Annotated in this window: 21 protein-coding genes; 9 read left to right on the forward strand and 12 right to left on the reverse strand. The window is 33.5% G+C overall.

The window, feature by feature from the left end:
- Positions 1-35 precede the first annotated feature (35 nt).
- Positions 36-842 carry a YqhG family protein gene (locus ACFWM3_RS10340; protein WP_390311285.1) on the reverse strand — a complete coding sequence of 269 codons (807 nt, stop codon included), beginning with the start codon at positions 840-842 and terminating at the stop codon, positions 36-38.
- Positions 829-2514: a DEAD/DEAH box helicase gene (locus ACFWM3_RS10345; protein WP_390311286.1), complete on the reverse strand. Its 1686-nt coding sequence runs from the start codon at positions 2512-2514 to the stop codon at positions 829-831. The genes ACFWM3_RS10340 and ACFWM3_RS10345 overlap by 14 nt, the downstream gene beginning before the upstream one ends.
- A gap of 357 nt (positions 2515-2871) precedes the next feature.
- Between ACFWM3_RS10345 and gcvT the strand changes: the two genes are divergently transcribed.
- The 3 genes from gcvT to gcvPB are packed head-to-tail and all read left to right on the forward strand — an operon-like array spanning position 2872 to position 6816.
- Positions 2872-3975 carry a glycine cleavage system aminomethyltransferase GcvT gene (gene gcvT, locus ACFWM3_RS10350; protein WP_056475077.1) on the forward strand — a complete coding sequence of 368 codons (1104 nt, stop codon included), beginning with the start codon at positions 2872-2874 and terminating at the stop codon, positions 3973-3975.
- A gap of 26 nt (positions 3976-4001) precedes the next feature.
- Positions 4002-5387, forward strand: a complete 1386-nt coding sequence (gene gcvPA, locus ACFWM3_RS10355) for an aminomethyl-transferring glycine dehydrogenase subunit GcvPA (RefSeq protein WP_056475079.1) — start codon at positions 4002-4004, stop codon at positions 5385-5387.
- Positions 5359-6816, forward strand: a complete 1458-nt coding sequence (gene gcvPB / locus ACFWM3_RS10360; RefSeq protein ID WP_390311287.1) for an aminomethyl-transferring glycine dehydrogenase subunit GcvPB — start codon at positions 5359-5361, stop codon at positions 6814-6816. Before gcvPA ends, gcvPB begins: the two co-directional genes overlap by 29 nt.
- A gap of 108 nt (positions 6817-6924) precedes the next feature.
- Here gcvPB and ACFWM3_RS10365 read toward each other — a convergent pair whose 3' ends face one another.
- The gene (locus ACFWM3_RS10365; RefSeq protein WP_390311330.1) at positions 6925-8481 is read right to left on the reverse strand and encodes a bifunctional metallophosphatase/5'-nucleotidase; all 1557 of its coding nucleotides are present in this window, start codon (positions 8479-8481) and stop codon (positions 6925-6927) included.
- A gap of 766 nt (positions 8482-9247) precedes the next feature.
- Between ACFWM3_RS10365 and ACFWM3_RS10370 the strand changes: the two genes are divergently transcribed.
- From ACFWM3_RS10370 to ACFWM3_RS10380, 3 genes are all read left to right on the forward strand, one after another.
- Positions 9248-10612 (forward strand): aspartate kinase, encoded by a 1365-nt coding sequence (locus ACFWM3_RS10370; protein WP_390311288.1) that lies wholly within the window; start codon positions 9248-9250, stop codon positions 10610-10612.
- A 76-nt stretch (positions 10613-10688) separates the two neighbouring features.
- Complete coding sequence (locus ACFWM3_RS10375; RefSeq protein ID WP_390311289.1) at positions 10689-11183, forward strand: Lrp/AsnC family transcriptional regulator; 495 nt, start codon at positions 10689-10691, stop codon at positions 11181-11183.
- On the forward strand, positions 11180-12382 hold the full coding sequence (locus ACFWM3_RS10380) for an aminotransferase (protein ID WP_390311290.1): 1203 nt from the start codon (positions 11180-11182) through the stop codon (positions 12380-12382). The genes ACFWM3_RS10375 and ACFWM3_RS10380 overlap by 4 nt, the downstream gene beginning before the upstream one ends.
- Positions 12383-12422: 40 nt before the next feature.
- Here the strand turns inward: ACFWM3_RS10380 and ACFWM3_RS10385 are convergent, their stop codons facing one another.
- The 8 genes from ACFWM3_RS10385 to ACFWM3_RS10420 form a co-directional block, all read right to left on the reverse strand.
- On the reverse strand, positions 12423-13178 hold the full coding sequence (locus ACFWM3_RS10385; protein WP_390311291.1) for a sirohydrochlorin chelatase: 756 nt from the start codon (positions 13176-13178) through the stop codon (positions 12423-12425).
- A gap of 32 nt (positions 13179-13210) precedes the next feature.
- Positions 13211-13996, reverse strand: a complete 786-nt coding sequence (cobA, locus tag ACFWM3_RS10390; protein ID WP_056475097.1) for a uroporphyrinogen-III C-methyltransferase — start codon at positions 13994-13996, stop codon at positions 13211-13213.
- Positions 13997-14012: 16 nt separating this feature from the next.
- Positions 14013-14231 (reverse strand): DUF3906 family protein, encoded by a 219-nt coding sequence (locus tag ACFWM3_RS10395; RefSeq protein WP_056475100.1) that lies wholly within the window; start codon positions 14229-14231, stop codon positions 14013-14015.
- A 16-nt stretch (positions 14232-14247) separates the two neighbouring features.
- Entirely contained in the window at positions 14248-15870 is a 1623-nt protein-coding gene (locus tag ACFWM3_RS10400; protein WP_390311292.1) for a nitrite/sulfite reductase, read from the reverse strand.
- An 11-nt stretch (positions 15871-15881) separates the two neighbouring features.
- Positions 15882-16478, reverse strand: a complete 597-nt coding sequence (gene cysC / locus ACFWM3_RS10405; RefSeq protein WP_056475104.1) for an adenylyl-sulfate kinase — start codon at positions 16476-16478, stop codon at positions 15882-15884.
- A 12-nt stretch (positions 16479-16490) separates the two neighbouring features.
- Positions 16491-17642, reverse strand: a complete 1152-nt coding sequence (gene sat, locus ACFWM3_RS10410) for a sulfate adenylyltransferase (protein ID WP_390311293.1) — start codon at positions 17640-17642, stop codon at positions 16491-16493.
- 79 nt (positions 17643-17721) lie between these two features.
- Positions 17722-18423, reverse strand: a complete 702-nt coding sequence (locus tag ACFWM3_RS10415) for a phosphoadenylyl-sulfate reductase (protein ID WP_390311294.1) — start codon at positions 18421-18423, stop codon at positions 17722-17724.
- Between the two features lie 120 nt (positions 18424-18543).
- Complete coding sequence (locus ACFWM3_RS10420) at positions 18544-18687, reverse strand: YezD family protein (RefSeq protein WP_056475111.1); 144 nt, start codon at positions 18685-18687, stop codon at positions 18544-18546.
- A gap of 339 nt (positions 18688-19026) precedes the next feature.
- On the opposite strand from ACFWM3_RS10420, the gene ACFWM3_RS10425 reads away from it, so the two are divergent.
- The 3 genes from ACFWM3_RS10425 to ACFWM3_RS10435 all read left to right on the forward strand — a co-directional run bounded on the left by ACFWM3_RS10425 (position 19027) and on the right by ACFWM3_RS10435 (position 22620).
- On the forward strand, positions 19027-19452 hold the full coding sequence (locus ACFWM3_RS10425; RefSeq protein WP_335486216.1) for a divergent PAP2 family protein: 426 nt from the start codon (positions 19027-19029) through the stop codon (positions 19450-19452).
- Between the two features lie 136 nt (positions 19453-19588).
- Positions 19589-21820 (forward strand): MMPL family transporter, encoded by a 2232-nt coding sequence (locus tag ACFWM3_RS10430; RefSeq protein ID WP_390311295.1) that lies wholly within the window; start codon positions 19589-19591, stop codon positions 21818-21820.
- 164 nt (positions 21821-21984) lie between these two features.
- Entirely contained in the window at positions 21985-22620 is a 636-nt protein-coding gene (locus tag ACFWM3_RS10435; RefSeq protein ID WP_390311296.1) for a peptidylprolyl isomerase, read from the forward strand.
- 89 nt (positions 22621-22709) lie between these two features.
- Here the strand turns inward: ACFWM3_RS10435 and ACFWM3_RS10440 are convergent, their stop codons facing one another.
- Positions 22710-23033, reverse strand: a complete 324-nt coding sequence (locus ACFWM3_RS10440; protein WP_082459617.1) for a rhodanese-like domain-containing protein — start codon at positions 23031-23033, stop codon at positions 22710-22712.
- Between the last annotated feature and the right edge of the window lie 114 nt (positions 23034-23147).

The following is a 23147-nucleotide window of genomic DNA, read 5'->3' on the forward strand; positions in this document are numbered from 1 at the left end:
AAATCCCTCTTTATCTAATCTTCACTTAAAAGCCTTTAACTTAATTTATTCATTGTGTTTGGTGATAGATAAAAAAGTCCACCATTAATTGCGTCAACATGAATAATTGGTTCATAAAGTTCTTTAAGTGCATTGAATTCTACATGATAATTTTCAGGTTTGTCTTCATCATCTTCATAAAATTGATTTAATAAATCTAAATCATGTTGCCATCTATTCCGTGCTTCTTCAGCCCATACCATATCTTCTTTTTCAATTTTGTTTCGAAGTAATTGTTCCATTCGATTTAAACCACTAATTGGTTTAATTATAGGTGACATCGAATAGCAAAAATCAGGTATTTTAGAGTTGAACTGGATTTTTTCAAGTTTTGTATGAAAATCTTCTATAATCCTTCCAGAAATTAAATGGATCCCAAAAGAATATAAATAATCTTTTTTATGATCACAAGTAAAAGAAACCTGATAATTAACAGCTAACCAAGGGTGTAATGCAATTTGTTGGCCTATAGGTGCTTTTGTGTCTTCATAAAGTCTAATTGACTGTCCTAGTTCATTAACGATTGAGAAAATTTGGTGAAGACGTGGCGAACCGAAATGAATTTGTTCACCTTTAAGATCTTCAGGTGCATTATCACTATCTGTAATAAGTGTTAACTTCATTGGATTTGGGATGCCGCCTGTTTTTTCTAAATAATGCCAATAGAAAGGGCGATTCATTAATTTTTTATCCATCTCAATTGTTAATTGTATTTCTAAATATGTCGGAGTTTTCTTTATGATTTCACAATCATTATGTGTGAAAAAGTATTCGATATAATCATGGATTTCATGTTGCTGCATAACTATCACCTGCTTGTTTATGTTGCTGTAATTGAATGATGGACGTTAAATTTGCCATTTTAATTTTCATTTCGCCTTCAGTTTTAGAGTGAATAAATATTTCATTCATATGAGCTTCAAAATCCTTATAAGGAATTCTAGTTAGAATATCATCCAGTTCTCCAATCACACGCTCAAATAAATTGATTTTTTCATAAAGTAGCCTTAGTATGTGTTCTTCAATTGAGCCAACGGTCGCAAAGTTATAGATGCTTACATCCTCTGTTTGTCCAAGTCGATGTATACGACCTATTCTTTGTTCTAGTCTCATAGGATTCCATGGAAGGTCATAATTAATCATGTTTGAACAAAATTGTAGGTTAATTCCTTCACCACCAGCTTCAGTTGCAATTAGAACTTGTACACGGTTTTTAAATAATTCTTTCATCCAGTCTTTCTTACCACGTTTAAAGCCACCCCGAAATGGTACAGATGTAATACCGTTTTGCTTTAATAACCATTGTAAATATAACTGTGTTGCGCGATATTCGGTAAAAATAATTACTTTATCATTTATTTTTTTTATTAATTCAACTACTTTATTTGCTTTTGAATTAGATGTAATTTGATTAATTTGATGAAAAATTTTCTCGATATAAGGATCGGTAATCTCGATATTTTCTTTTTCAAATCTTTGAAGCATTTTTTTCATTGATACATAAACTGCTTCGCGACTGCTACAAGCTTCACGCTTAAATGTTAAAAAGGAGAAGGCTGAGTTTACCCCTGTATATTGTGATTTCTGCCATTCATCGATTAAATCATAAAGTTTTTGTTCTTCCTCATTAAAATTAATTAATACTGTTTCTACCTTTCGCTTTGTCCATTCGATGCCTGTATCCTGTCTACGATTTCGAACCATTACTTTTCCAATTAGTTCACGTAATAAGTCTTCATGCTCTAGTGAGCGGTTTTTAGCAGAAAAGTATTCTTCAAAACTAGATTTATTACCTAAATGGCCAGGTTTTAATAAAGAAACTAAATGGAAAATTTCTTCTATGTTATTTTGAACTGGAGTAGCAGTAAGCAATAAACAATATTTCTTTTTAAGATGTTGTACAAACTCATAGTTTTTTGTTTTATTATTTTTAAGTTTATGAGCTTCATCAATAATGACGAGATCATAATTGATACTTAATATTTTTTCTCGATGAGGATCTCTTTTTGCAGTATCGATTGATGATACAACAACATCACAGTTATCCCACACATAATTCTTTTTTTGTTGTGCGATTGCAGGAATATGGAATTTTGTATTTAATTCAAAGGTCCACTGTGATACAAGTGATGCTGGAACTAGTATAAGCACCTTATTAACTAAACCACGAATCATGTATTCTTTTAAAATTAAACCAGCCTCAACTGTTTTACCTAATCCTACTTCGTCAGCTAAAATTGCTTTTCCATTCATTTTTTCAATTACAGTCGTTGCTACATCTAATTGATGAGGCAATGGAGTTAAGTTAGGTAAATGAGTAGGAGCAATCATTCCTGTAAAAGATGGAATTACTAATTTTGTAGAAGTATGATAGGCAAGCTTATAATTCTCCCAATTTGACCATGGTCCATCATTTTCAAGCTTCTCTAAGAACTCCTCTTGCCACTCTGTATGGAATTTAATCTCAATTGACATGTAAACCTCACCTATTTCATTTTTATATTGGTTAATCATGAACATTATTGTAAAATAACAGCTATAATGTTCGTTATTTTATTTTTAAAAAAATTCACTTTGATATTGCTGAAACTTGTCGTTTAATGTTAGGATAATAGTGTAGAAAAAAGTAAAAATTTATTATTCTTTTATTAAACAAAAAACTCTTATTGTTAAGAAAAAACAGTTAACTAATATAGTTTGATAATATTTTCTTGTTTTCTACTAGTTTTTCCGAAAATATACAAAATATGTAAATTATTTAATGGTTAGCTGGACGAACTATTAATTTAGTTTTCCATCATGCTAGCATGTAGATAAGGGGGAAATGGCTACATGACGACTTTATTACGCACACCATTGTTTGAAGATTACAAAGTATTAGGTGGTAAAACAATTGATTTTGGTGGCTGGGAGCTACCTGTGCAATTTTCGAGCATTAAAGAAGAACACGAAGCTGTTCGTACAGCAGCTGGTTTATTTGATGTTTCTCACATGGGAGAAATTGAAGTAACTGGTAAAGATAGTCTTAAATATTTACAAAAAATGATGACAAATGATATTTCAAAATTAAATGAAGAAGGCGCATTATATACTGCAATGTGCTATGAAAATGCTGGAACGGTAGACGACTTACTAGTTTATAAACATAACGAAGAACACTATTTATTAGTTGTAAATGCGTCTAATATTGAAAAAGATTTCGCATGGTTAATTTCACATGTTGAAGGCGATGTAAAAGTAGTTAATAAAAGTAATGAAGTTGCACAATTAGCTCTTCAAGGGCCAAAATCTGTTGCAATTTTACAACGTTTAACGAATGAGAACGTTTCTGATATTAAGTATTTCACTTTCAAAGATAATGTATTAATTGGTGATCTAAATGTTTTAGTTTCACGTACAGGTTACACTGGTGAAGATGGATACGAACTATACTTAGCTGCTGAAGATGCGTCTAAGCTTTGGACTTTACTATTAGAAGCAGGTAAGGAAGACGGTTTAAAACCATGTGGATTAGGTGCACGTGATACACTTCGTTTCGAAGCGGCTTTAGCATTATATGGTCAAGAACTAACAAAAGACATTACTCCATTAGAAGCTGGTATCGGCTTTGCTGTGAAATTAAATAAAGAAGAAGATTTCTTCGGTAAAGAAGTTCTGAAAAATCAAAAAGAGCAAGGTGTACCTCGTAAACTTGTTGGAATTGAAATGATTGACAAAGGTATTCCAAGAACTCACTATCCTGTTCTTGTTAATGGGGAAGTAGTTGGTGAAGTTACAAGTGGTACGCAATCTCCAACATTAAAGAAAAATATTGGACTTGCATTAATCAAATCTGAATTTTCTGCTTTAGGTACTGAACTTGAAGTTGAAATTCGAAATAAAAAATTAAAAGCAGTTGTAGTTTCAAAACCATTTTACAAAAGAGAGAAGAAGTAACTAGGGGGAGAAAGGGGATTACCTTAATGCATCGTTATTTACCAATGACAGAGCAAGATCGTCAAGAGATGTTAAAAGTAGTAGGTGTTTCATCAGTTGATGAATTATTTAGTGATATTCCTGAAAAAGTTCGTTTTAATGGCTTATTAAACATTAAAAAGGCAAAATCTGAAACCGATTTAATTCAGGAGTTAAGCGAATTAGCAAAGAAAAACGCTAACTTAAGAGAATATGTTTCTTTCTTAGGTGCTGGTGTTTATGATCATTATTTACCAACAGTTGTAGATCATGTTATTTCCCGTTCAGAGTTTTATACTGCTTATACACCATATCAACCTGAGATTTCTCAAGGTGAGCTTCAAGCAATCTTTGAATTCCAAACAATGATTTGTGAATTAACTGGTATGGATGTGGCAAACTCGTCAATGTATGACGGTGGTACTTCTTTAGCAGAGGCAACTACTTTAGCAGCAGGTCACAATGGTAAAAAACGTATTTTAGTTTCAAAAGGTGTTCATCCACAATCACGTGAAGTTATCTTATCTTATGCAAAAGGTCAACATTTAGAGGTAGTTGAAATTGGCATTAAAGATGGAAGAACTGATATCGAAGAATTAAAAAATGAAATGAATGACAATGTAGCATGTGTTGTTGTTCAATATCCTAACTTCTATGGACAAGTAGAAGAATTAGCTGAAATCGAACCAATTGCACATACTGGTAAAAGTTTATTCGTTGTTTCAAGTAACCCATTAGCATTAGCAGCTTTAACTCCTCCAGGTGAATTCGGAGCGGATATCGTTGCAGGTGATGCTCAAACATTTGGTATTCCAACTCAATTTGGTGGACCTCACTGTGGATACTTCGCTACAACATCTAAATTAATGCGTAAAATGCCAGGTCGTTTAGTAGGGCAAACTGTTGATGGAGAAGGTCGTCGCGGATTTGTATTAACACTTCAAGCTCGCGAGCAACATATCCGTCGTGATAAAGCGACTTCAAATATTTGTTCTAACCAAGCTCTTAATGCATTAGCAGCTTCTGTTGCAATGACAGCTCTTGGTAAAAATGGTGCTGTAGAGATGGCAATGCAAAACATTTCTCGTACTCAATATATGAAGAAAAAATTAATTGAAAACGGTATCTCGGTTGTATTCGAAGGTGCTGCATTCAACGAACTTGTAATAGATGTAAAACAAAATGTTTCTGAAATCAATAAACAATTATTTACTAAGAAAATTATCGGTGGTTATGACTTAGCAAAAGTTGAACCTACTATGGAAAATCATATGTTAATCGCAGTAACTGAATTACGTTCTAAACAACATATTGATACATTTGTAGAAGAATTAGCATTATTAGTAGACGGAAAGGGGATTCAACATGCTGAAGGATCAACCGTTAGTTTTTGAGATAAGTAAAGAAGGTCGTATTGCATATAGTCTTCCTATAATGGATGTAGAAGAAATTGATATTAATGAAGTTATCCCAAGTGCTTATATCCGTAAAGAAAAAGCGGAATTACCAGAGGTTTCTGAATTAGATTTAATGCGCCATTATACTGCTTTATCTAAACGTAATCATGGTTTAGATTCAGGGTTCTATCCACTTGGATCATGTACGATGAAATACAATCCAAAAATCAACGAAGCTGTAGCTCGTATTCCAGGTTTTGCGCATATTCATCCACTTCAAGATGAGTATACTGTTCAAGGTGCATTAGAATTAATGCATGAGCTTCAACAAGAATTAAAAGAAATTACTGGAATGGATGAAGTTACTTTACAACCAGCTGCAGGTGCACATGGTGAGTGGACTGGATTAATGATTATCCGTGCTTATCACGAAAGCCGTGGTGACTTCAACCGTACTAAAGTAATCGTACCTGACTCTGCTCATGGTACAAACCCAGCATCAGCTACTGTTGCAGGTTTCGAAACAATTACGGTTAAATCAAATGAAAAAGGCTTAGTTGACTTAGATGATTTACGTCGTGTTGTTGATGAAAATGTTGCAGCATTAATGCTTACAAACCCTAATACATTAGGTCTTTTCGAAGAAGATATTTATGAAATCTCTGAGATCATCCACGCTGCTGGTGGTAAAGTTTACTATGATGGAGCAAACTTAAATGCTGTATTAAGTAAAGCACGCCCAGGAGACATGGGATTTGACGTAGTTCACTTAAATCTTCATAAAACATTCACTGGTCCTCACGGTGGAGGAGGTCCTGGTTCTGGTCCTGTTGGAGTTAAAGCAGATTTAATTCCTTACTTACCAGCACCAATCGTTGAGAAGGTTGGAGATGAGTACGTATTAAATTCAGACCGTCCAGAAACAATTGGTCGTGTTAAACCTTTCTTCGGAAACTTTGGAATTAATGTAAGAGCATATACTTATATTCGTTCAATGGGTCCTGAAGGATTAAAACAAGTAACTGAAGATGCGGTACTAAACGCTAACTACATGATGCGTCGTTTAGAGCCTCATTTCGATCTACCATTCGATCGTCATTGTAAGCATGAGTTCGTTTTAAGTGGAAAACGTCAAAAGAAATTAGGTGTTCGTACTTTAGATATTGCTAAACGCCTATTAGACTTTGGTTACCACCCACCAACAATCTACTTCCCATTAAACGTGGAAGAGTGTATCATGATCGAACCAACTGAAACAGAATCGAAAGAAACTTTAGATGCGTTCATCGATGCAATGATTACAATTGCTAAAGAAGCTGAAGAAACTCCAGAAATCGTACAAGAGGCTCCACATACAACTGTTGTAAGTCGTCTTGACGAAACTTTAGCAGCTCGTAAACCTGTATTACGTTATATTAAAGCATAAATAAAAAAAGTTCCCTCATCGAAGGGAACTTTTTTTATGGTCGAACTTCTGAGTAGTATTATAGAATCATATCAAAATGAAACTCGTGTTTTTAAACCTTCTAAAAATCTATTTAATCCGATTAATCCGACCATCAAATGCCTGGACCAATGGTAACTTTTGTTCCTTCACATAATCTTCAAAAGCATCAAAATCTGTTGGACCTTCCACTTTATTTTTCCCTGTTAGTAATACCGAGAAATTGTCACCGCCATTGGCAAGATAGCTATTTGTAGTAACAGTATAACTAGTTTGTGGATTAATTGGAGTACCATCTGTATGCATGATATTAATAACTTTTTGCCCAGAATCCTTCGTACTATCCCAAGTGTATTTTAAGCCTGATATTTGTAGCATTCGAACACTTCCATTTTCCTGCCATTGCTGATTGAGAAGTTTCCGAATTTGTTCACCAGATAATGTCATTTTAACGAGTTTAATTTTAAATGGCTGGATCGTGAACAAATCATTCAAAGTTACATCCCCTTTTGGAAGATCAGCACGGATTCCACTAAAGTTCATAAATGCGAAATCGGACTTCATTGCAATTCGTTGTGAATCTGCAATCATATCTCCTAAACTAGATTCTCCATTATGATTCTTCTTACTTAAAATGTCGTTTGCAGCTTTTCCAACGACCTTATTTACGATCGGTTCAATTTTAGATTCATAATTTTGTATCATTTTCTTTATTTCAGGATCTGGTCTAATATCATCTTGATAGACCATCTTTATACTTGCCTTTTTGTTTATGATATCTTTCGAATTTGGATCAATTTTTAACTGAATATCGGAGAAAGCTGTTCCATAAGAGTAAGATTGGACAATCAGCTTTCCGTCTACTTCTTTGTTAAGAAAAGTATGTGTATGTCCAGAAATTATTACGTCAACTTCATCATCCATTTTTTTGGCCATTCTAACGATTTCACCTGTCGCATTTCCATTTGCTTTGGACTGATTTCCACCATTATGTGCCAGCACCACGATTGTTTTTACACCTTGTTTTTTAAGTGTTTTAACTGAATCATTGATTGCTTTTACTTCATCAATAAACTTTACGCCATCTGTTTTGTTTGGTGGTGCAATCTTCGGAGTATCTTTTATAACGACTCCGATAAATCCAATCGGAACGCCATTAATATTTTTTATACTGTATGGAGGCAGGATGGTCTTACCAGTTTTATCGTCGATTACGTTGGCACATATATATGGGAAATTTGCTCCGTTAAAATAACCAGTTTTTTGACTATTTCCACCTTGGATCAACCTCATCATTTCATTCACACCACGATCGAATTCATGGTTTCCTAGTGTCCCATAATCAAAGCCCATCTTGTTTAATACTTCAATTGTAGGTTCATCCTGAAGGAATGAGGATATTGGAGGACTTCCACCAACCATGTCACCAGCATGAACTAAAATAGTATTTTTGTTTTCCTTTTTCTTTTGATTTAAATATGCGGAAAGATATTCTACTCCGCCAACATTCCTGCCGTTAAATTTTCGGGTCGTATCTAATTGTCCATGAAAATCATTAATGCCAAGTAATTGTACTTGAATGAAACGGTTCTTATCTTTCTTGGTGTTAATAGGAATGTCTCTAGCAGCCGGATTACCAGAGACCATAAATACTCCTGCAGATAATGTAGTCGTAAGAACAAAAGCAAGAACTGCTTTTTTCAATGCGTTCCAATTCAATCTATTCGCCCTCCTAATTTGCTAGTAGGTTACTCACTAAGCATAGGGAAGGATTGTTAAAGCTACTTTACGCTAGTGTGAATTTTCAGTTAAATTTGAAAGCAGATTATAAAAAGAATGTTTGAAAGCTAATCAATCGCTAAGTCAATAACGAATCGTTAAGGTGGGACGATATCTGCTTCAAGTATACAAATTTCATAGTATTACTAGATTGATCATAAAAAGCTCCCTAATTGTTAAAATAGGGAGTTTTCTTATTGTCATTGCTATTTTTTGTTCGTTTTCTTGAATTATTTATTCAACATTTTTAAAATTATTTTTATTTGCATTTTTATACAATAATTTAAAAGACCAATGGTAAACAAGGTATAAAAGAAAATTGAAGAGAGGAGGAGGGACTAAAGAGAAATAGTGTCTTTAAAACTATTAGTATACCTTTATTTCTGCTTTCTCCATTTCATGCATATACCGCCTTGTTTATTTAAACCTAAACTCATCCCTAAAGAATCTACACGTTCTTAGTGCTATTCTTTTCACTAGATTGAATAAATACCCACAACAACATCAAATTCTTTTTGTAAAATACTAAAATTTCCCAAAAAACTTATTAATTGGTGTTGATTTTTTCTCGCATAAGGAGGATAATTGTAACATTATTTTTAACTGAAAATTAACTAAATTAGGGGTAATAAAAATGAAAATCGTAAAATTTGGTGGGTCTTCATTAGCCACTTCGGAACAAATTGAAAAAGTATTTCAGATTGTTACATCAGATGTTGAACGTAAAATTATCGTTGTATCTGCACCAGGCAAAAGATTTCCAGATGATATCAAAGTTACCGATTTACTAATTAGTTGCGCACAACTTGCCCTAGCAGGAAAGGATTATTCGAAAGAATTCAATCAAATTATTCAAAGGTATTCCGAAATTGCAAATGGATTAGGTTTATCTGAGGATATTATGAATGAAATTTCACTAGGTATCGAACTTTCGATAAGTAGTAAAAAAGATCATCCTGCAAGATATATGGATGCTGTTATGGCATGTGGTGAAGATAATTGTGCGAGATTAGTAGCATCATATTTTCAGTTAAAAGAACTTGAGGCAAGTTATATTAATCCAAAAGAAGCAGGTTTATTTGTTTCAAATGAACCAGGACATGCCCAAGTTTTAGCGAAAAGCTATGAGAACTTATTTGAATTGAGAAAGAAATCTGGAATTCTGATTTTCCCAGGATTTTTTGGATATTCAGAAGATGGACATATCGTTACATTTTCTCGCAGTGGCTCAGATATTACTGGTTCTGTTGTTGCCAACGGAGTTAAAGCTACTTTATATGAAAACTTTACTGATGTTGATGCAGTTTTTTCTGTAAATCCTACGATTATTCGTAATCCAAAGGAAATTAAGGAATTAACTTATCGAGAAATGAGAGAGTTATCATATGCAGGCTTTAACGTATTTCATGACGAAGCATTGATCCCTGCCTTTCAAGCTGGTATTCCTGTAAACATTAAAAATACGAATAATCCAATAGCTCCCGGTACACGAATCGTTAAGGAACGTACGTTATCAAACGGTCCTTTAATTGGGATCGCGAGTGATAATGGATTTTGTAGTATTTATATAAGCAAGTATTTAATGAACAGAGAAATAGGATTTGGGCGTAAAATATTGCAGATACTTGAGGATTATCAGATTTCATATGAGCATCAGCCAAGTGGAATCGACGATATTTCAATTATTATTCGCCAAAATCAATTACCAGTTGAATTAGAATTTCAAATTATTAAACGGATCCAAGATGAATTAGATGCAGACCATGTCGTCGTTGAAAGAGACCTTGCTTTGATTATGTTAGTAGGTGAGGGGATGCGTCATAATGTTGGTACTACTGCAAGAGCAAGTAAAGCTTTAGCAAATGCGGGAATAAATATTGAAATGATAAACCAAGGTTCTTCAGAAGTAAGTATGATGTTTGGAGTAAAATCATACGACGAGAAAAATGCAGTACAAGTTATTTATGAAGAATTCTTCTCAAAAGTGTCATCTAACTAAATTAATAAAATATAGATGAATAGAATGAACATCTAACGTAATTCCAGAAAATGGAATACATAAGGAGTATAAGAATATGACAGAAAAAGAAATACAATTACTTCAGTGTATTGAACAAAATGGACGCTTAAGTAATAACGTAATAGCAAAAATGATTGGAGCTACAGAAGAAGAGGTAGCTGATATATTAACAAAATTTGAAAACGATCGTATTATTCTTCAATACATTACGCTTATTGACTGGGGAAAGGTGCCAGTTCAAGAAAGTATAACTGCTATGATTGATGTAAAAGTAGCTCCAAAACGTGGGGTAGGGTTTGATGAGATTGCTGAAAAGATCTATTTATACCCTGAAGTTAAATCAGTTTATTTAATGTCAGGAACATATGACTTATCAGTTGTAGTTGAAGGAAAAACAATGACATCAATTGCTTCATTTGTATCCCAAAAACTATCGACTTTAGAATCTATATTATCAACGACTACCCATTTTATTTTAAAACGTTATAAACATGATAGTATCGTATACGGTCAAAAACAAAGTGATAAGCGCATGGTGATCACGCCATGAGTAAATTTAATTTATCAAATACAGTAACTACACTACAACCATCAGGGATTCGTAAGTTTTTTGATTTAGCGGCTAGTATGGATAATGTCATTTCACTTGGGGTAGGTGAACCTGATTTTGTCACGCCTTGGAATGTTAGGGAAGCTAGTATTTATTCGTTAGAAACAGGGCATACAGCATACACTTCAAATGCTGGACTGCTAGAATTACGTCAGGAAGTAAGTCGTTATTTTGCTAAGAAATTTGATGTGCATTATAATCCAGAAGATGAATTAATTATAACTGTAGGGGCAAGTCAAGGGATTGATATTGCTTTAAGAACAATTTTAAATCCTGGAGACGAAGTAATCGTTATTGATCCATGCTTTGTTTCATATGCTCCTTTAGTTTCACTAGCAGGCGGTGTACCAGTTCATTTAGCAACGACAGGAGAAGAAGAGTTTAAAATCAATCTTCAAGCGTTGAAGAAGAAGCTTACACCGAAAACAAAAGCGATCTTACTTTGTAATCCTAATAATCCAACGGGTACTTTACTGGAAAAAGAATTATTAGAGGATTTAGCCGTATTTGTTAAAAAACATAATTTAATTGTTATTTCTGATGAAATTTATGCTGAACTTGTTTATGATGGCGAATATACAAGCTTTGCAAATATCGATGGAATGCGAGACCATACAATTTTAATTTCTGGATTTTCTAAGACTTTTGCAATGACAGGATGGAGACTTGGAATTGTAGCAGCACCTTCGGACATTATTTCCCATATGCTTAAAGTTCATCAATATGCAATTATGTGTGCACCTACTATGTCACAGCATGCTGCAGTTGAAGCACTTCGAAATGGAGATCATGATGTAGAAGAAATGAGACGCAGTTATATGCAACGTCGTAATTATCTTGTGCAATCTCTTCAAGAAATTGGATTATCATGTCATCTTCCAGGTGGAGCTTTTTATGTATTCCCATCAATACAGAATACAGGCTTAACATCTGAGGAGTTCGCTGAACAATTATTATTAAAAGAGAGAGTAGCGGTCGTCCCGGGAAATGTTTTTGGAGAATGTGGTGAAGGGTATATTCGATGTTCTTACGCAACTTCATTAAATCAATTAATTGAAGCTACAAAAAGGATTGATCGATTTTTACAAACTCTTCCAACTTACCAACCAACTAATTTTATAAAAGTTGAAAGTAAATAAAAATAAAGCTCTTGTTCTCTATTTGAGGAAACAAGAGCTTTTATTTTATTGCAGTAATTAATTCCTTTGTTTGAGTTTCAAGTATTCTTTCAGTAAAAATTGATGTAATTAAGTCATCGTACCCTAAGGTATCACATAATATCCAGTTATGTTGCAATTCTACAGGTAGAGCTTTTATTTTATCTTGTAATTCATTCATAAGAGTTCCTGAAAAAAATAAATACGGAACGATTATTACCTGATGATTTTTTTCAGTCAATAGTTGATTCCAAGTTTCTTGAATCGACGGCTTTGAAACTGCCATAAAAGCGGGGAGAACAGGATACTTTAATTTTGCTTCAAGTAGTTTAACGATTGAATTGAAATCATCTATCGTTAATGGATCACTGCTTCCACGACCAACTAGCAGAATTTTAGTTGGCTTTATCAAATGCTTAACCTTTTCATTTATTCTTTTTTTGATTAATTCGATCATGTTTTTGTGAATTCCGATTGGAGTGCCAATCTTTATTTTTATGTGTGGATATTCATTTTGAAATTTCGCGACTTCAAGAGGAATATCCACCTTTGCATGATTTGCAGAAAGGAGTAAAACCGGCAATACAGTTACCGATTTTGCTCCTTTACGCAAACAATTCTCTAATCCTACTGAAATTGATGGTTCAGCGAGTTCAATAAAACTAATTTCTTGAATAGGGTAATCAATTTGTTTTTGTACTTTTTTAACAAATTGTATGGCTGAATGGACAGCCGATTTTACACGGCTTCCATGACAAACATATAAGATTGCATCCATTCTAAATCACCTCGTTTTTTCTAGGCGAGAATTTAAAGAGAGGAATAATTAATGTTTCTATGTTCATTCATAGAATTATAATTAGTCTCAAACCATTGTAATTGATGGTGTAAATTAACTACTTCTCCAACGATAATCATACTAGGATTGGATACTTTTTCTTTTTCAACGTCTGATATTACATTTTTTAATGTACTAATAATCGTTCGCTGTTGTTCAGTAGTACCATAATGAATCAGTGCAACAGGGGTGTCTTGGTGTTTTCCATTCGATATTAGTTGATGACGAATATATGGTAAGTTATTAACTCCCATATAAATTGCTAGTGTGTCAATGCCTTTAGCTAAAGAGGCCCATTTAACCGTATCCTCTTCTTTGCAATGACCTGTTACAAAAGCAAAGGAACTACTATAATCGCGATGGGTGACAGGTATACCAGCATAAGCTGGAGCTGCTATACCTGATGTAATGCCAGGAACGATTTCAAAGGAGACACCACGTTCTACAAGATAAGTTGCTTCTTCACCACCACGACCAAAAATGAAAGGATCTCCACCTTTTAATCGAACTACGTTTTTTCCTTTTTTTGCATACTTCACTAAGAAAGCATTTATTGTTTCTTGTTTTAATGCATGGTAGTTTGGGAGTTTACCAGCGTATATTAACTCGACAGATTCTTTTGCATACTCTAATAGCTCTTTATTAACTAGTCGGTCATATATAATGACATCTGCATTTTGAATGCACTTTAGTCCTTTTACTGTAATTAGATCAACATCCCCTGGTCCAGCACCAACTAAATAAACTTTTCCAATCATTCCACACACCTCGTCATCATCGTTTACTTAAAACTTCTATATCTAAAACAAATCCACCACTTTGACTTACTTTCTTCTTTTCATACATTAGTAGTTCTTTAACGTCCGGTTTTTTTACATAAAACTTTTCAAGTTCTGTATCAACAAGCTTAAATGCTTTTTCATCATCACTTGCTAATATAACAATAGGAACTATACGGCCTTCGATTGATGCTTCAAATCGATATAAAAACATATGTCACCGACTTTCTTTAAGATGCTTTTACAGTTTCAAGAATGGAAGTTAAATATGTTTGTAATTCTTCAATTCCAACTCTTGCTACATAATCTAAAAAGGCTTCTGAAGGGAGTTTATTTTCCTTAAAGTGCTGCAAGAATTTTTCTAATACTAGGTGAAGGGCAGGGGATTCAACCTTCCCTTTTAATTTTTCATTTAATTTACCACCGTTGGCTAATGTACCACCTACATAGATCTCAAAAGCCTCTACTAATTCTTTTTTCTCATTACGAGCCTTGATTCCTTGAAGTCCTATATCAGCGATTGCTCTTTGACCACAAGAGTTAGGGCAACCAACCATATGAATTCTAACAGGTACATCTAAAGTGATTTTTTCATCTAAATAAGAAGCTGTTTCCTTCATACGAGCTTTCGTTTCGACTAAAGCTAAATTGCAGTATTCATTTCCTGTACAAGCAACAGAATAACCAATAAATTTTGGCGGTATTGGTGTGAATTTTTCAAGTATTGGTTCTTTCAATAATTCATCAATATTTTCTGCTGGAATATTTGGCAAAATTAAATTTTGTGAATTACAATTGCGTATTTCACCATTACCGTATTTTTTTACAATTCTAGCTAACTCAAAAACTTCCTTAGAATGCAATCTTCCAACAGGGATACTTAATCCAACATAATTTAATCCTTCTTGCTTTTGTGGTTGTACCCCATAAAAATATCCTGCATTCCATGACTGTTCAAAGCCAGTTCCTTTTGTTAATAGCTTACCTGTATATCCTTCTAAAACTTCTTTAAACTTTTCTACGCCCCAATCAGCGACTAAAAACTTTAAACGAGAGTGATGGCGTTTCTCACGGTAGCCATAATCTCTAAAGATTGTTGTAACGGCGATTGCAACTTCCTTCACTTGATGTGGTAACAGGAATACATCCAGTTCTTGAGCTAAATGTGGAGCGGAAGATAGCCCGCCACCAACTTTTAAATGGAAACCAGAAGTTTCTTTGCCGTTAATTTCTTTAATAGCCGGAACAAATGAGATGCAGTTAATTTCTGCATTTGATGCATTATTTTTATTTGTACTGATTGACATTTTATATTTTCTAGGTAGATTAGAGAATTCTTCATTAAACTGAAAGAATTCATAAATTTCCTTCACGATAGGTGTAGTATCAAATAATTCATTTGAATCAATTCCTGCAAGTGGATTTCCAACGATATTACGTGTAATATCACCACATGCACCAGCACTAGATAGACCAACTTTTTCTAAACGAGTGAAAATATCTGGTATTTGATCAATTGTTAACCAATGAAATTGGATCGCTTGTCGGGTTGTAATATCATATACATCTCGACCATAATCACGAGCGATTTCTGCTAATGTTATAAGCTGTTCATGTGTTAATATGCCAGACGGAACATTAACTCGCATCATAAAATAGCCGGCTTCCTTTGGTTTTTGTAAATAGCATCCAGCCCACTTGAATATATCCCATTGATCTTTTGGAATTGATTCAAACCCATTTTTAGCATAGTAGGGGATGTCATCGTAAATTTTAAGTCCATCCTTAACGAGTTTCTTTTTTTCAGTTTCATTTAGCTTAAGATTGTCTTTCCATTTTTTCTCAAATGCCATCGAACATCACCTTACCCAATATAATTTTTACTCTTTAAAAATTGCAATATTGTTTCAACACATTCTTGTACAGATTGCTTATCAGTATTTAATGTAATTTCTGGATTTATTGGTGCTTCATACGGAGAGCTGATGCCCGTAAAGTTTTGAATTTCACCATTTTTTGCTTTTTTATAAAGTCCTTTCGGATCTCTACTTTCACAAGTTTCAACGGAGCATTCTACGTAAACTTCAATAAACTCATCTTGTTCGACTAATGACCGAACGATATTTCGATCAGCAATAAATGGGGAGATAAAAGCCGTTAAGACAATTTGCCCATTATCAACAAAGAGTTTTGCTACTTCACCAATTCGTCTTATGTTTTCAGTTCGATCATAATCAGTGAATCCTAGATCTTTGTTTAAACCGTGACGAATATTATCACCATCTAATACGTATTGTTGAACATTAAGATGGAATAGTGCTTTTGCAACCTCGTTAGCAATCGTCGATTTACCTGAAGCAGATAAACCAGTAAACCATAAAATACAGCTGTGGTGATTGTTTTTTTGACGACGGTCTTCTTTTGAAATACTAGCCTGATGCCAAACGATATTTTTAGACATTTAACTTTACTCCTATTCTACAGAAATTGATTCAGGTTCTTTTAAACCTTCAATTAGTACTTCAACAACTTCTTTTCTACTAAAAGCAGAAGGAGGAATTTCACCTTTTTTTAGCATTTCACGAACCTTCGTACCGGATAACGTTACGTGATGCTCGCTACTATGCGGGCATGTTTTGGTAGATGCCATATTTTCGCACTTTGAGCAATAGAAACTATTTTCAAAGAATAGGAGAGAGATACCTAATTCGTCTTGTGAAAACTTTTGAAAGATTTTTTGTGCATCATAAGTTCCGTAATAATTACCAACACCAGCATGATCACGACCAACAATAAAATGCGTGCATCCGTAATTTTTTCTAACAATCGAATGGAACACAGCTTCTCTTGGTCCTGCATATCGCATTGCGGCAGGGAATACGGCTAAAAATACACGATCTGTTGGATAATAGTTTTGGAGTAATACTTTATAGCTTTTCATTCGGACTTCTGCAGGAATATCGTCCGATTTTGTTTCTCCAACTAATGGGTTTAAGAACAAACCATCCACAATTTCAAGTGCGGTTTTCTGAATATATTCATGGGCACGATGAACTGGATTACGAGTTTGAAACCCAACTATTTTCTTCCAATTTAATGATGCAAATTTTTCTCTCGTTTCTTTTGGACTTAAATAATGTTCAGTGAATTGAGTACGATTAATTTGTCTAATAACAGTTACTTCGCCACCTAAATAAACATCACCACGAGAATACATTTTTGCTACTCCAGGGTGGTTTGTGTCAGTTGTACCATAAACAAACTGAGCCTCAAGTAATTTGTTAGGTGTATAAATATCATCAATCTTTAATAAGCCATATACATTATTTTCCCAAGTCAGTTTAACTAGTTCTCCTAGTTTTAGATTGCTAGCTAATTGTCCACTAACAGGAAGGGTAATTGGAATACTCCACACATTCCCGTCTTTTAATCTCATTGTGCTTACGACTTGCTCATAATCATCCTTTCCTAAATAACCAGTAAGGGGACTATAAGCTCCATTTCCAATTAACTCTAGATCACTTAACGCAATTAAATCTAAAGGAATTTCCTTCAAACCATCTTTAACAGTAACTTCTGGATTAAAGCGATTAATTAAGACACCGCCATGAGGGGCTAAACTCATTTCTAAACACTCCTTCAATTTTCCTATTTTAATAGTTAGTAAGAATAAACTTTCATTTTTTAGCATCTATTATAGACAACTAATCATGTAACCCACATTCAGTTTTTTGTGATCCAGACCAACGACCAGAGCGACTATCTGAAGAACTTGAAGCAGGTAATGTACATACCTCACAACCAATACTCGGGTACCCTATATCGTGTAAAGGATTGTACGGTAGATTTTTGTAATAGACATATCGCCAAACTTCCTTCCAAGTCCAATGGATTAACGGACAAATTTTAATTGAGCTGAACTTATTATCTAGATTAAGAAATTCTGTTTTTTGTCTTGAAGGAGATTGTTCCCTTCTTAAGCCAGACACCCAAGCTGGAGCCCCCTTTAGAGCTTCTTGAAGCGGTAGGATTTTGCGAATATTACAGCACTTATTCGGTTCACGTTTCCATAACTCATCTCCATGAATACTAGCTTGCTCTTCTAAAGTCAGACTTGGTGTTTTCTTTTCTATTTGTAAGCTTGGATATTTAGCTTGCACGCGGTCTATTAATTCATAAGTTTCCTTGAAATGTAGGCCGGTCTCTAAGAAAACAACCTTTGCATCAGGTTTTACTTTTGAAATTAAATCAATTAATAAGATTCCCTCAACTCCAAAGCTGCAAGCATAAACTAGGTCATCACCATAGGTTTTGTAAGCCCACTCTAGTACTTCAAGTGCACCTTTTGTTTCATTATCAATCGAAAAGTCAGGAATGCCTTTCACGTTCCAATTTTCAAATCTCATTTTCTTTCCTCCAATTGACTATTGAAGCCAAGTTATCCTAAAAAGAAAAGGCAGCTCAAATCTACATTTTCATACGTAGACTTGAGCTGCCTCTAGTTTTTCTAGTCAGCAGGAACATATTTACTTTAATCGTATTTTTTCTTGCTTTTCTACTTGAATAATTCTCCCATCTTGAACGACTAATGTGATTGTTCCAAATCTTAAACCATTAAGTAACGATTCCACGACCTCAATGATGGGTTTTAAGTCGTTGGTTTGGCTCATGAGCTTCCTCCTAGAATTTAATTACAACTAAGTCTATCAGAATTATATGGATTGTCAATTTCAAAAATGATAATTTATTAAAAATTTATATATTTCTTAATTTTGTATGATGTGATTAAAGTTCTCCAAGATATGTCAAATATATGGAAATTATTAGTAAAATCCATTATGATAAATAAAACAGTGAACTAATAAGATTGTTCCAAAAGTAAAACTCTGTTTTGCAATTTAATATTTAACAAAAATTATTTTGTTCTTATAAGCTATTAATGAATATACAATTATGTAAGAAAGTATAATAATGGAATAACAATTATTTACACCAAAAGGAGGCACGTTTTGACGATTCTTCATAACGAACCATTAATTTCAGCCGTAATAGCGTGGTTTATTGCGCAGTTTTTAAAAGTCATTATTCATTTATTTAAAGAAAAAGAATTTGATATATCTAAGTTTTTTGCTTCTGGTGGTATGCCAAGTTCACATTCTTCAACAGTTACTGGATTAGCATTAAGTGTTGGATTAACAGAAGGATTTGAAAATGTTACTTTTGCAATCTCCGCAATTTTTGCAACGATTATTATGTATGATGCTTCTGGTGTAAGATTGGCTGTTAGTAAACATGCAAAGTTATTAAATGATTTTTTTCATGGAAGAATTAAAAATTATAAAGCATTAAATGAACTTGTAGGTCATACTTCATATGAAGTTGTTGTTGGAGCATTAATTGGAATCATCATTGCAATCATAGTTTCAAGATTTTAACGCTCTAATATAAATCAAATTGATTTATATTATGGGCGTTTTTTTACATGTTTTCTGACTCAAAATATAAATCAATAGGCGAATTTACATCAGTTTGATAAGATATTGGTAGGATATGTAAATAAGGAGTGGAAAAATGAAAAGTACAGTAAGTGAAAATAGTGCTTGGAAAAAGGTGGGTCGAACGATTTATCAATTCCGATATTTTGTTATTGCAATTTTAGCTGTATTTTCAATTATTCTGGGTATTTATTCGAAGCATTTACCTGGCATTTTAGATGGAGATGGTTTTAGAACACCTGGAGAGTATGAAAAAGCTAAGAATGTACTTGAAAAAGAATTTGAACAATCGCCAGATTCACTCATCATTTTACTTGAGCGAAAAAAGGGTGCCACAAGCGCCGAATTCCAATCTGACATTGAACGGATTGTGAAGGAAGTTCAAAAAGAAAAGAATATAAAACAATTTCATGACCCTCTAACGAATCCGGGGATGAAAAAAGTTAATATTGCTTACACGTCTCTTTTATACAATGAGAAGGATCACGATAAGCTTGTTAATCTAAACAATAAATTTGCAAAAAAAGTAGAGTCATTATCAGATGATACAGTAAACGTAGGGACAACTGGATTTACAATCATTAGTGATGTAATGAATAAAACTAGTCAAGAAGACTTAAAGAAAGCAGAAATGATTGGTGTTCCGATTGCGTTTATCGTTCTATTTTTTGCGTTTGGAAGTTTAGTTGCATCTGCTATTCCAATCATAATCGGTATGATTAGTATTTTAAGTACATTTGGAATTCTATTCTTTATAGGTAAGCATGTTGATTTATCAATCTTTGTCTTAAATGTTGCACCAATGATTGGATTAGCATTATCAATCGATTTTGCGTTATTATTCGTAAGCCGTTATAAAACTGAATTACAAAATCATTCAACAGTGAAAGAAGCAATTAGTGTAACGTTTGCAACTGCAGGAAGAGCGATTATTTTTTCAGGTATTTGTGTATTTATTGGATTATCAGCCCTGTACTTCATAAATATTGATCTATTTAGAAGTGTAGCAATAAGTGGGGCAGTAGTTGTATTAGTTAGTTTGTTTTTATCATTAACTTTATTACCAGCAGTACTTTCAGCTCTTGGTAAAAATATTAATAAAGGTACGTTAAAATCGATTGCGAATCGAAGCCAAGACCAACAACAAGCAGTTTGGAGAAAATTTGCAAATTTCGTTATGAAAAGACCAATCATCATGGCACTAACATCATTAATCATTTTAGGTCTTTTCGTCATTCCAATTAGGGATGTGCACCTAAATATACCGACAATTGATGCACTACCAAAGGATGCAACGTCGCGAATTAATTATGAAAAATATCAAAAAGCTTTTCTTCCGGAAGCTCAAAAACACGGAACAATCTCAATTGTTTTAGAATCCAATACTGATTTTTTAAAGCAAAATAATGTTAATGCATTAGATAAAATACAGAAAGAGCTTGAAGATGACAAAAATGTTTATGAAGTTAAAAGTGTATTGAATGCAGTTAATTTAAACGCTCAGCAATTATTACCTGCTTTAAAATCCCCAAACGCATCAAAAATTCAGCCTGCGATTGATGCCTATATTAAAAAGAATAAAACTTATATTCAAGTATTCTTTAATTCTGATCCTAAATCAGAAAAAGGAAAGCAATGGGTAAGGGATTTTGAACATAAATATAATGGAAAAATTGAGGGACTTGATTATACTGTAGGTGGCCAAGTGAAATTTGAACAAGAATTATTTGATGAGATTACAGATAATATTGTATACGGTTTACTTGTGATTATGGTTAGTACTTTTATCATACTAATGATTGCATTTAGGTCCATTATCATTCCAATCAAAGCGATATTAATGAATATATTATCTTTAAGTGCAACGTTTGGAATCATTACTTGGCTATTCCAAGGTGGTAATTTTGGCCTACCTCAATCTGATATCATGTTGATTTTACCAGTGTTTGTCTTTGGATTAGTTTTCGGTTTAAGTATGGACTATGAAGTATTTTTAATGTCGAGAATGCAAGAGCTATATTATGAATCGGGAGATAATACTTATTCAACAAGAGAAGGATTAGTATCGACGAGCCGAATCATCACATCAGCAGCATCCATTATGATTGTTATTACAGGAGCATTTGCTTTTACGGATATGGTACCTGTTAAACAGATGGGAATCGGGATTGCTATAGCCATTTTCTTGGATGCTACAATCGTTCGCTTAGTTTTAGTTCCTAGCTTAATGCAGTTATTTGGAAAATGGAATTGGTGGTTTCCATTTGCAAAAAATAAAATTGAGGAACCAACTGAACGAGTTGGATAATTCAATTAAAGGAAACTGTTATTCAGTTCATATTTGAATAACAGTTTTTTTATATTTTAGTGAAATAACTCGGCCTGTGTAAAAATTCCCAATTTTTCGAAACTATAGATAATACATGGTCAAATTTGGTAAACTAAAGAAATGAAAGAGGGGGAGAAGGGAAAATGTTAAAAAGATCGATTAGAGCAATTTTAATAAGCTGTCTTGTATTAACGCTCAGCTTATTAGCAGCATGTGGAAACAATAATGAAAAATCTGCAAATGGTAAAAAACATGGGAAATTACCAATAGCAACGATAAAGGTAAAAGAATATGGTGTTATTAAAGCTGAATTATATCCTAATATTGCACCAAACACTGTAGATAATTTTATTTCACTAGCAAACAAAGGATTTTATAATGGATTAACATTCCATCGAGTTGTTAGAGACTTCGTAATTCAAGGTGGCGATCCTCAGGGAACTGGTGGCGGTGGTCCAGGATATGCAATTGATGGCGAATTTACATCAAACGGCTTTAAAAATAACTTAAAACATACAACAGGTGTACTATCTATGGCAAGAACTGGTGATCCAAATAGTGCTGGAAGTCAATTTTTCATAATGGCGAACGATACTCCTGACCTTGATGGACAATATGCTTCATTTGGTAAAGTGACTGAAGGAATCGATATTGTTAAGAAAATTGACGCAGTTGAAGTGGATTCAATGGAAAAACCTGTTACTCCAGTAATCATCGAGTCTATAAAAGTAGATACAAAAGGTGAGAAATACGCTAAACCAAAAACTCATAAAGAATAATGAGTTTTTGGTTTTAATGGCTCCTACATAAAACGCAAAAAACTACTTCACAAAAATGAAGTAGTTTTTTCATTTAAATTAAATGTGGATTATAAACCTTTTTTTATTTTACCAGACCAAAGTTTGTAGCCGCCTTTAAGTTGGTAAAGTTCTGTTACACCTTGTTTACGTAAAATACGTGCAGCTTGTCCAGGACGAACGCCCATTTGATCATATAAATATACTGCTTGGTCTTTACGAATTTCTTTTGAACGCGTTTTTAATTGTGCGAACGGAATATTACGAGCACCTAATATATGGCCGTTCTTAAAATCTTCTTGATCTCGTAAGTCAATTAGCTGAGCTTTACGGTAGCCAGCACGAAATTCTTCCTCACTTAACGTTTTAATTAAACGTTTTTGGTAGAAATACATAACTATTGAGTATACAATGATACCTAGTACGACAAAAATTATTGGTAAAAACTGACTCAAATTTTTCAACACCTTTCAATTACCTACTTATCTTATTATAATTCTCTAGTAGGA

The sequence above is a fragment of the Gottfriedia sp. NPDC058432 genome (assembly GCF_042721555.1).
Classification (GTDB): Bacteria; Bacillota; Bacilli; order Bacillales; family Bacillaceae_G; genus Gottfriedia.

Coding starts and splice junctions, on each gene's coding strand:
- gcvPA (WP_056475079.1), top strand. CDS start 4,002: ATGCATCGTTATTTACCAATGACAGAGCAAGATCGTCAAGAGATGTTA.
- gcvT (WP_056475077.1), top strand. CDS start 2,872: ATGACGACTTTATTACGCACACCATTGTTTGAAGATTACAAAGTATTA.
- cysC (WP_056475104.1), bottom strand. CDS start 16,478: ATGTCTAAAAATATCGTTTGGCATCAGGCTAGTATTTCAAAAGAAGAC.
- ACFWM3_RS10400 (WP_390311292.1), bottom strand. CDS start 15,870: ATGGCATTTGAGAAAAAATGGAAAGACAATCTTAAGCTAAATGAAACT.
- ACFWM3_RS10415 (WP_390311294.1), bottom strand. CDS start 18,423: ATGAGATTTGAAAATTGGAACGTGAAAGGCATTCCTGACTTTTCGATT.
- sat (WP_390311293.1), bottom strand. CDS start 17,642: ATGAGTTTAGCCCCTCATGGCGGTGTCTTAATTAATCGCTTTAATCCA.
- ACFWM3_RS10385 (WP_390311291.1), bottom strand. CDS start 13,178: ATGGATGCAATCTTATATGTTTGTCATGGAAGCCGTGTAAAATCGGCT.
- ACFWM3_RS10340 (WP_390311285.1), bottom strand. CDS start 842: ATGCAGCAACATGAAATCCATGATTATATCGAATACTTTTTCACACAT.
- ACFWM3_RS10375 (WP_390311289.1), top strand. CDS start 10,689: ATGACAGAAAAAGAAATACAATTACTTCAGTGTATTGAACAAAATGGA.
- ACFWM3_RS10345 (WP_390311286.1), bottom strand. CDS start 2,514: ATGTCAATTGAGATTAAATTCCATACAGAGTGGCAAGAGGAGTTCTTA.
- ACFWM3_RS10420 (WP_056475111.1), bottom strand. CDS start 18,687: ATGAGCCAAACCAACGACTTAAAACCCATCATTGAGGTCGTGGAATCG.
- ACFWM3_RS10370 (WP_390311288.1), top strand. CDS start 9,248: ATGAAAATCGTAAAATTTGGTGGGTCTTCATTAGCCACTTCGGAACAA.
- cobA (WP_056475097.1), bottom strand. CDS start 13,996: ATGATTGGAAAAGTTTATTTAGTTGGTGCTGGACCAGGGGATGTTGAT.
- ACFWM3_RS10380 (WP_390311290.1), top strand. CDS start 11,180: ATGAGTAAATTTAATTTATCAAATACAGTAACTACACTACAACCATCA.
- ACFWM3_RS10435 (WP_390311296.1), top strand. CDS start 21,985: ATGTTAAAAAGATCGATTAGAGCAATTTTAATAAGCTGTCTTGTATTA.
- ACFWM3_RS10440 (WP_082459617.1), bottom strand. CDS start 23,033: ATGTATTTCTACCAAAAACGTTTAATTAAAACGTTAAGTGAGGAAGAA.
- ACFWM3_RS10365 (WP_390311330.1), bottom strand. CDS start 8,481: ATGGTCTCTGGTAATCCGGCTGCTAGAGACATTCCTATTAACACCAAG.
- ACFWM3_RS10395 (WP_056475100.1), bottom strand. CDS start 14,231: ATGTTTTTATATCGATTTGAAGCATCAATCGAAGGCCGTATAGTTCCT.
- ACFWM3_RS10430 (WP_390311295.1), top strand. CDS start 19,589: ATGAAAAGTACAGTAAGTGAAAATAGTGCTTGGAAAAAGGTGGGTCGA.
- gcvPB (WP_390311287.1), top strand. CDS start 5,359: ATGCTGAAGGATCAACCGTTAGTTTTTGAGATAAGTAAAGAAGGTCGT.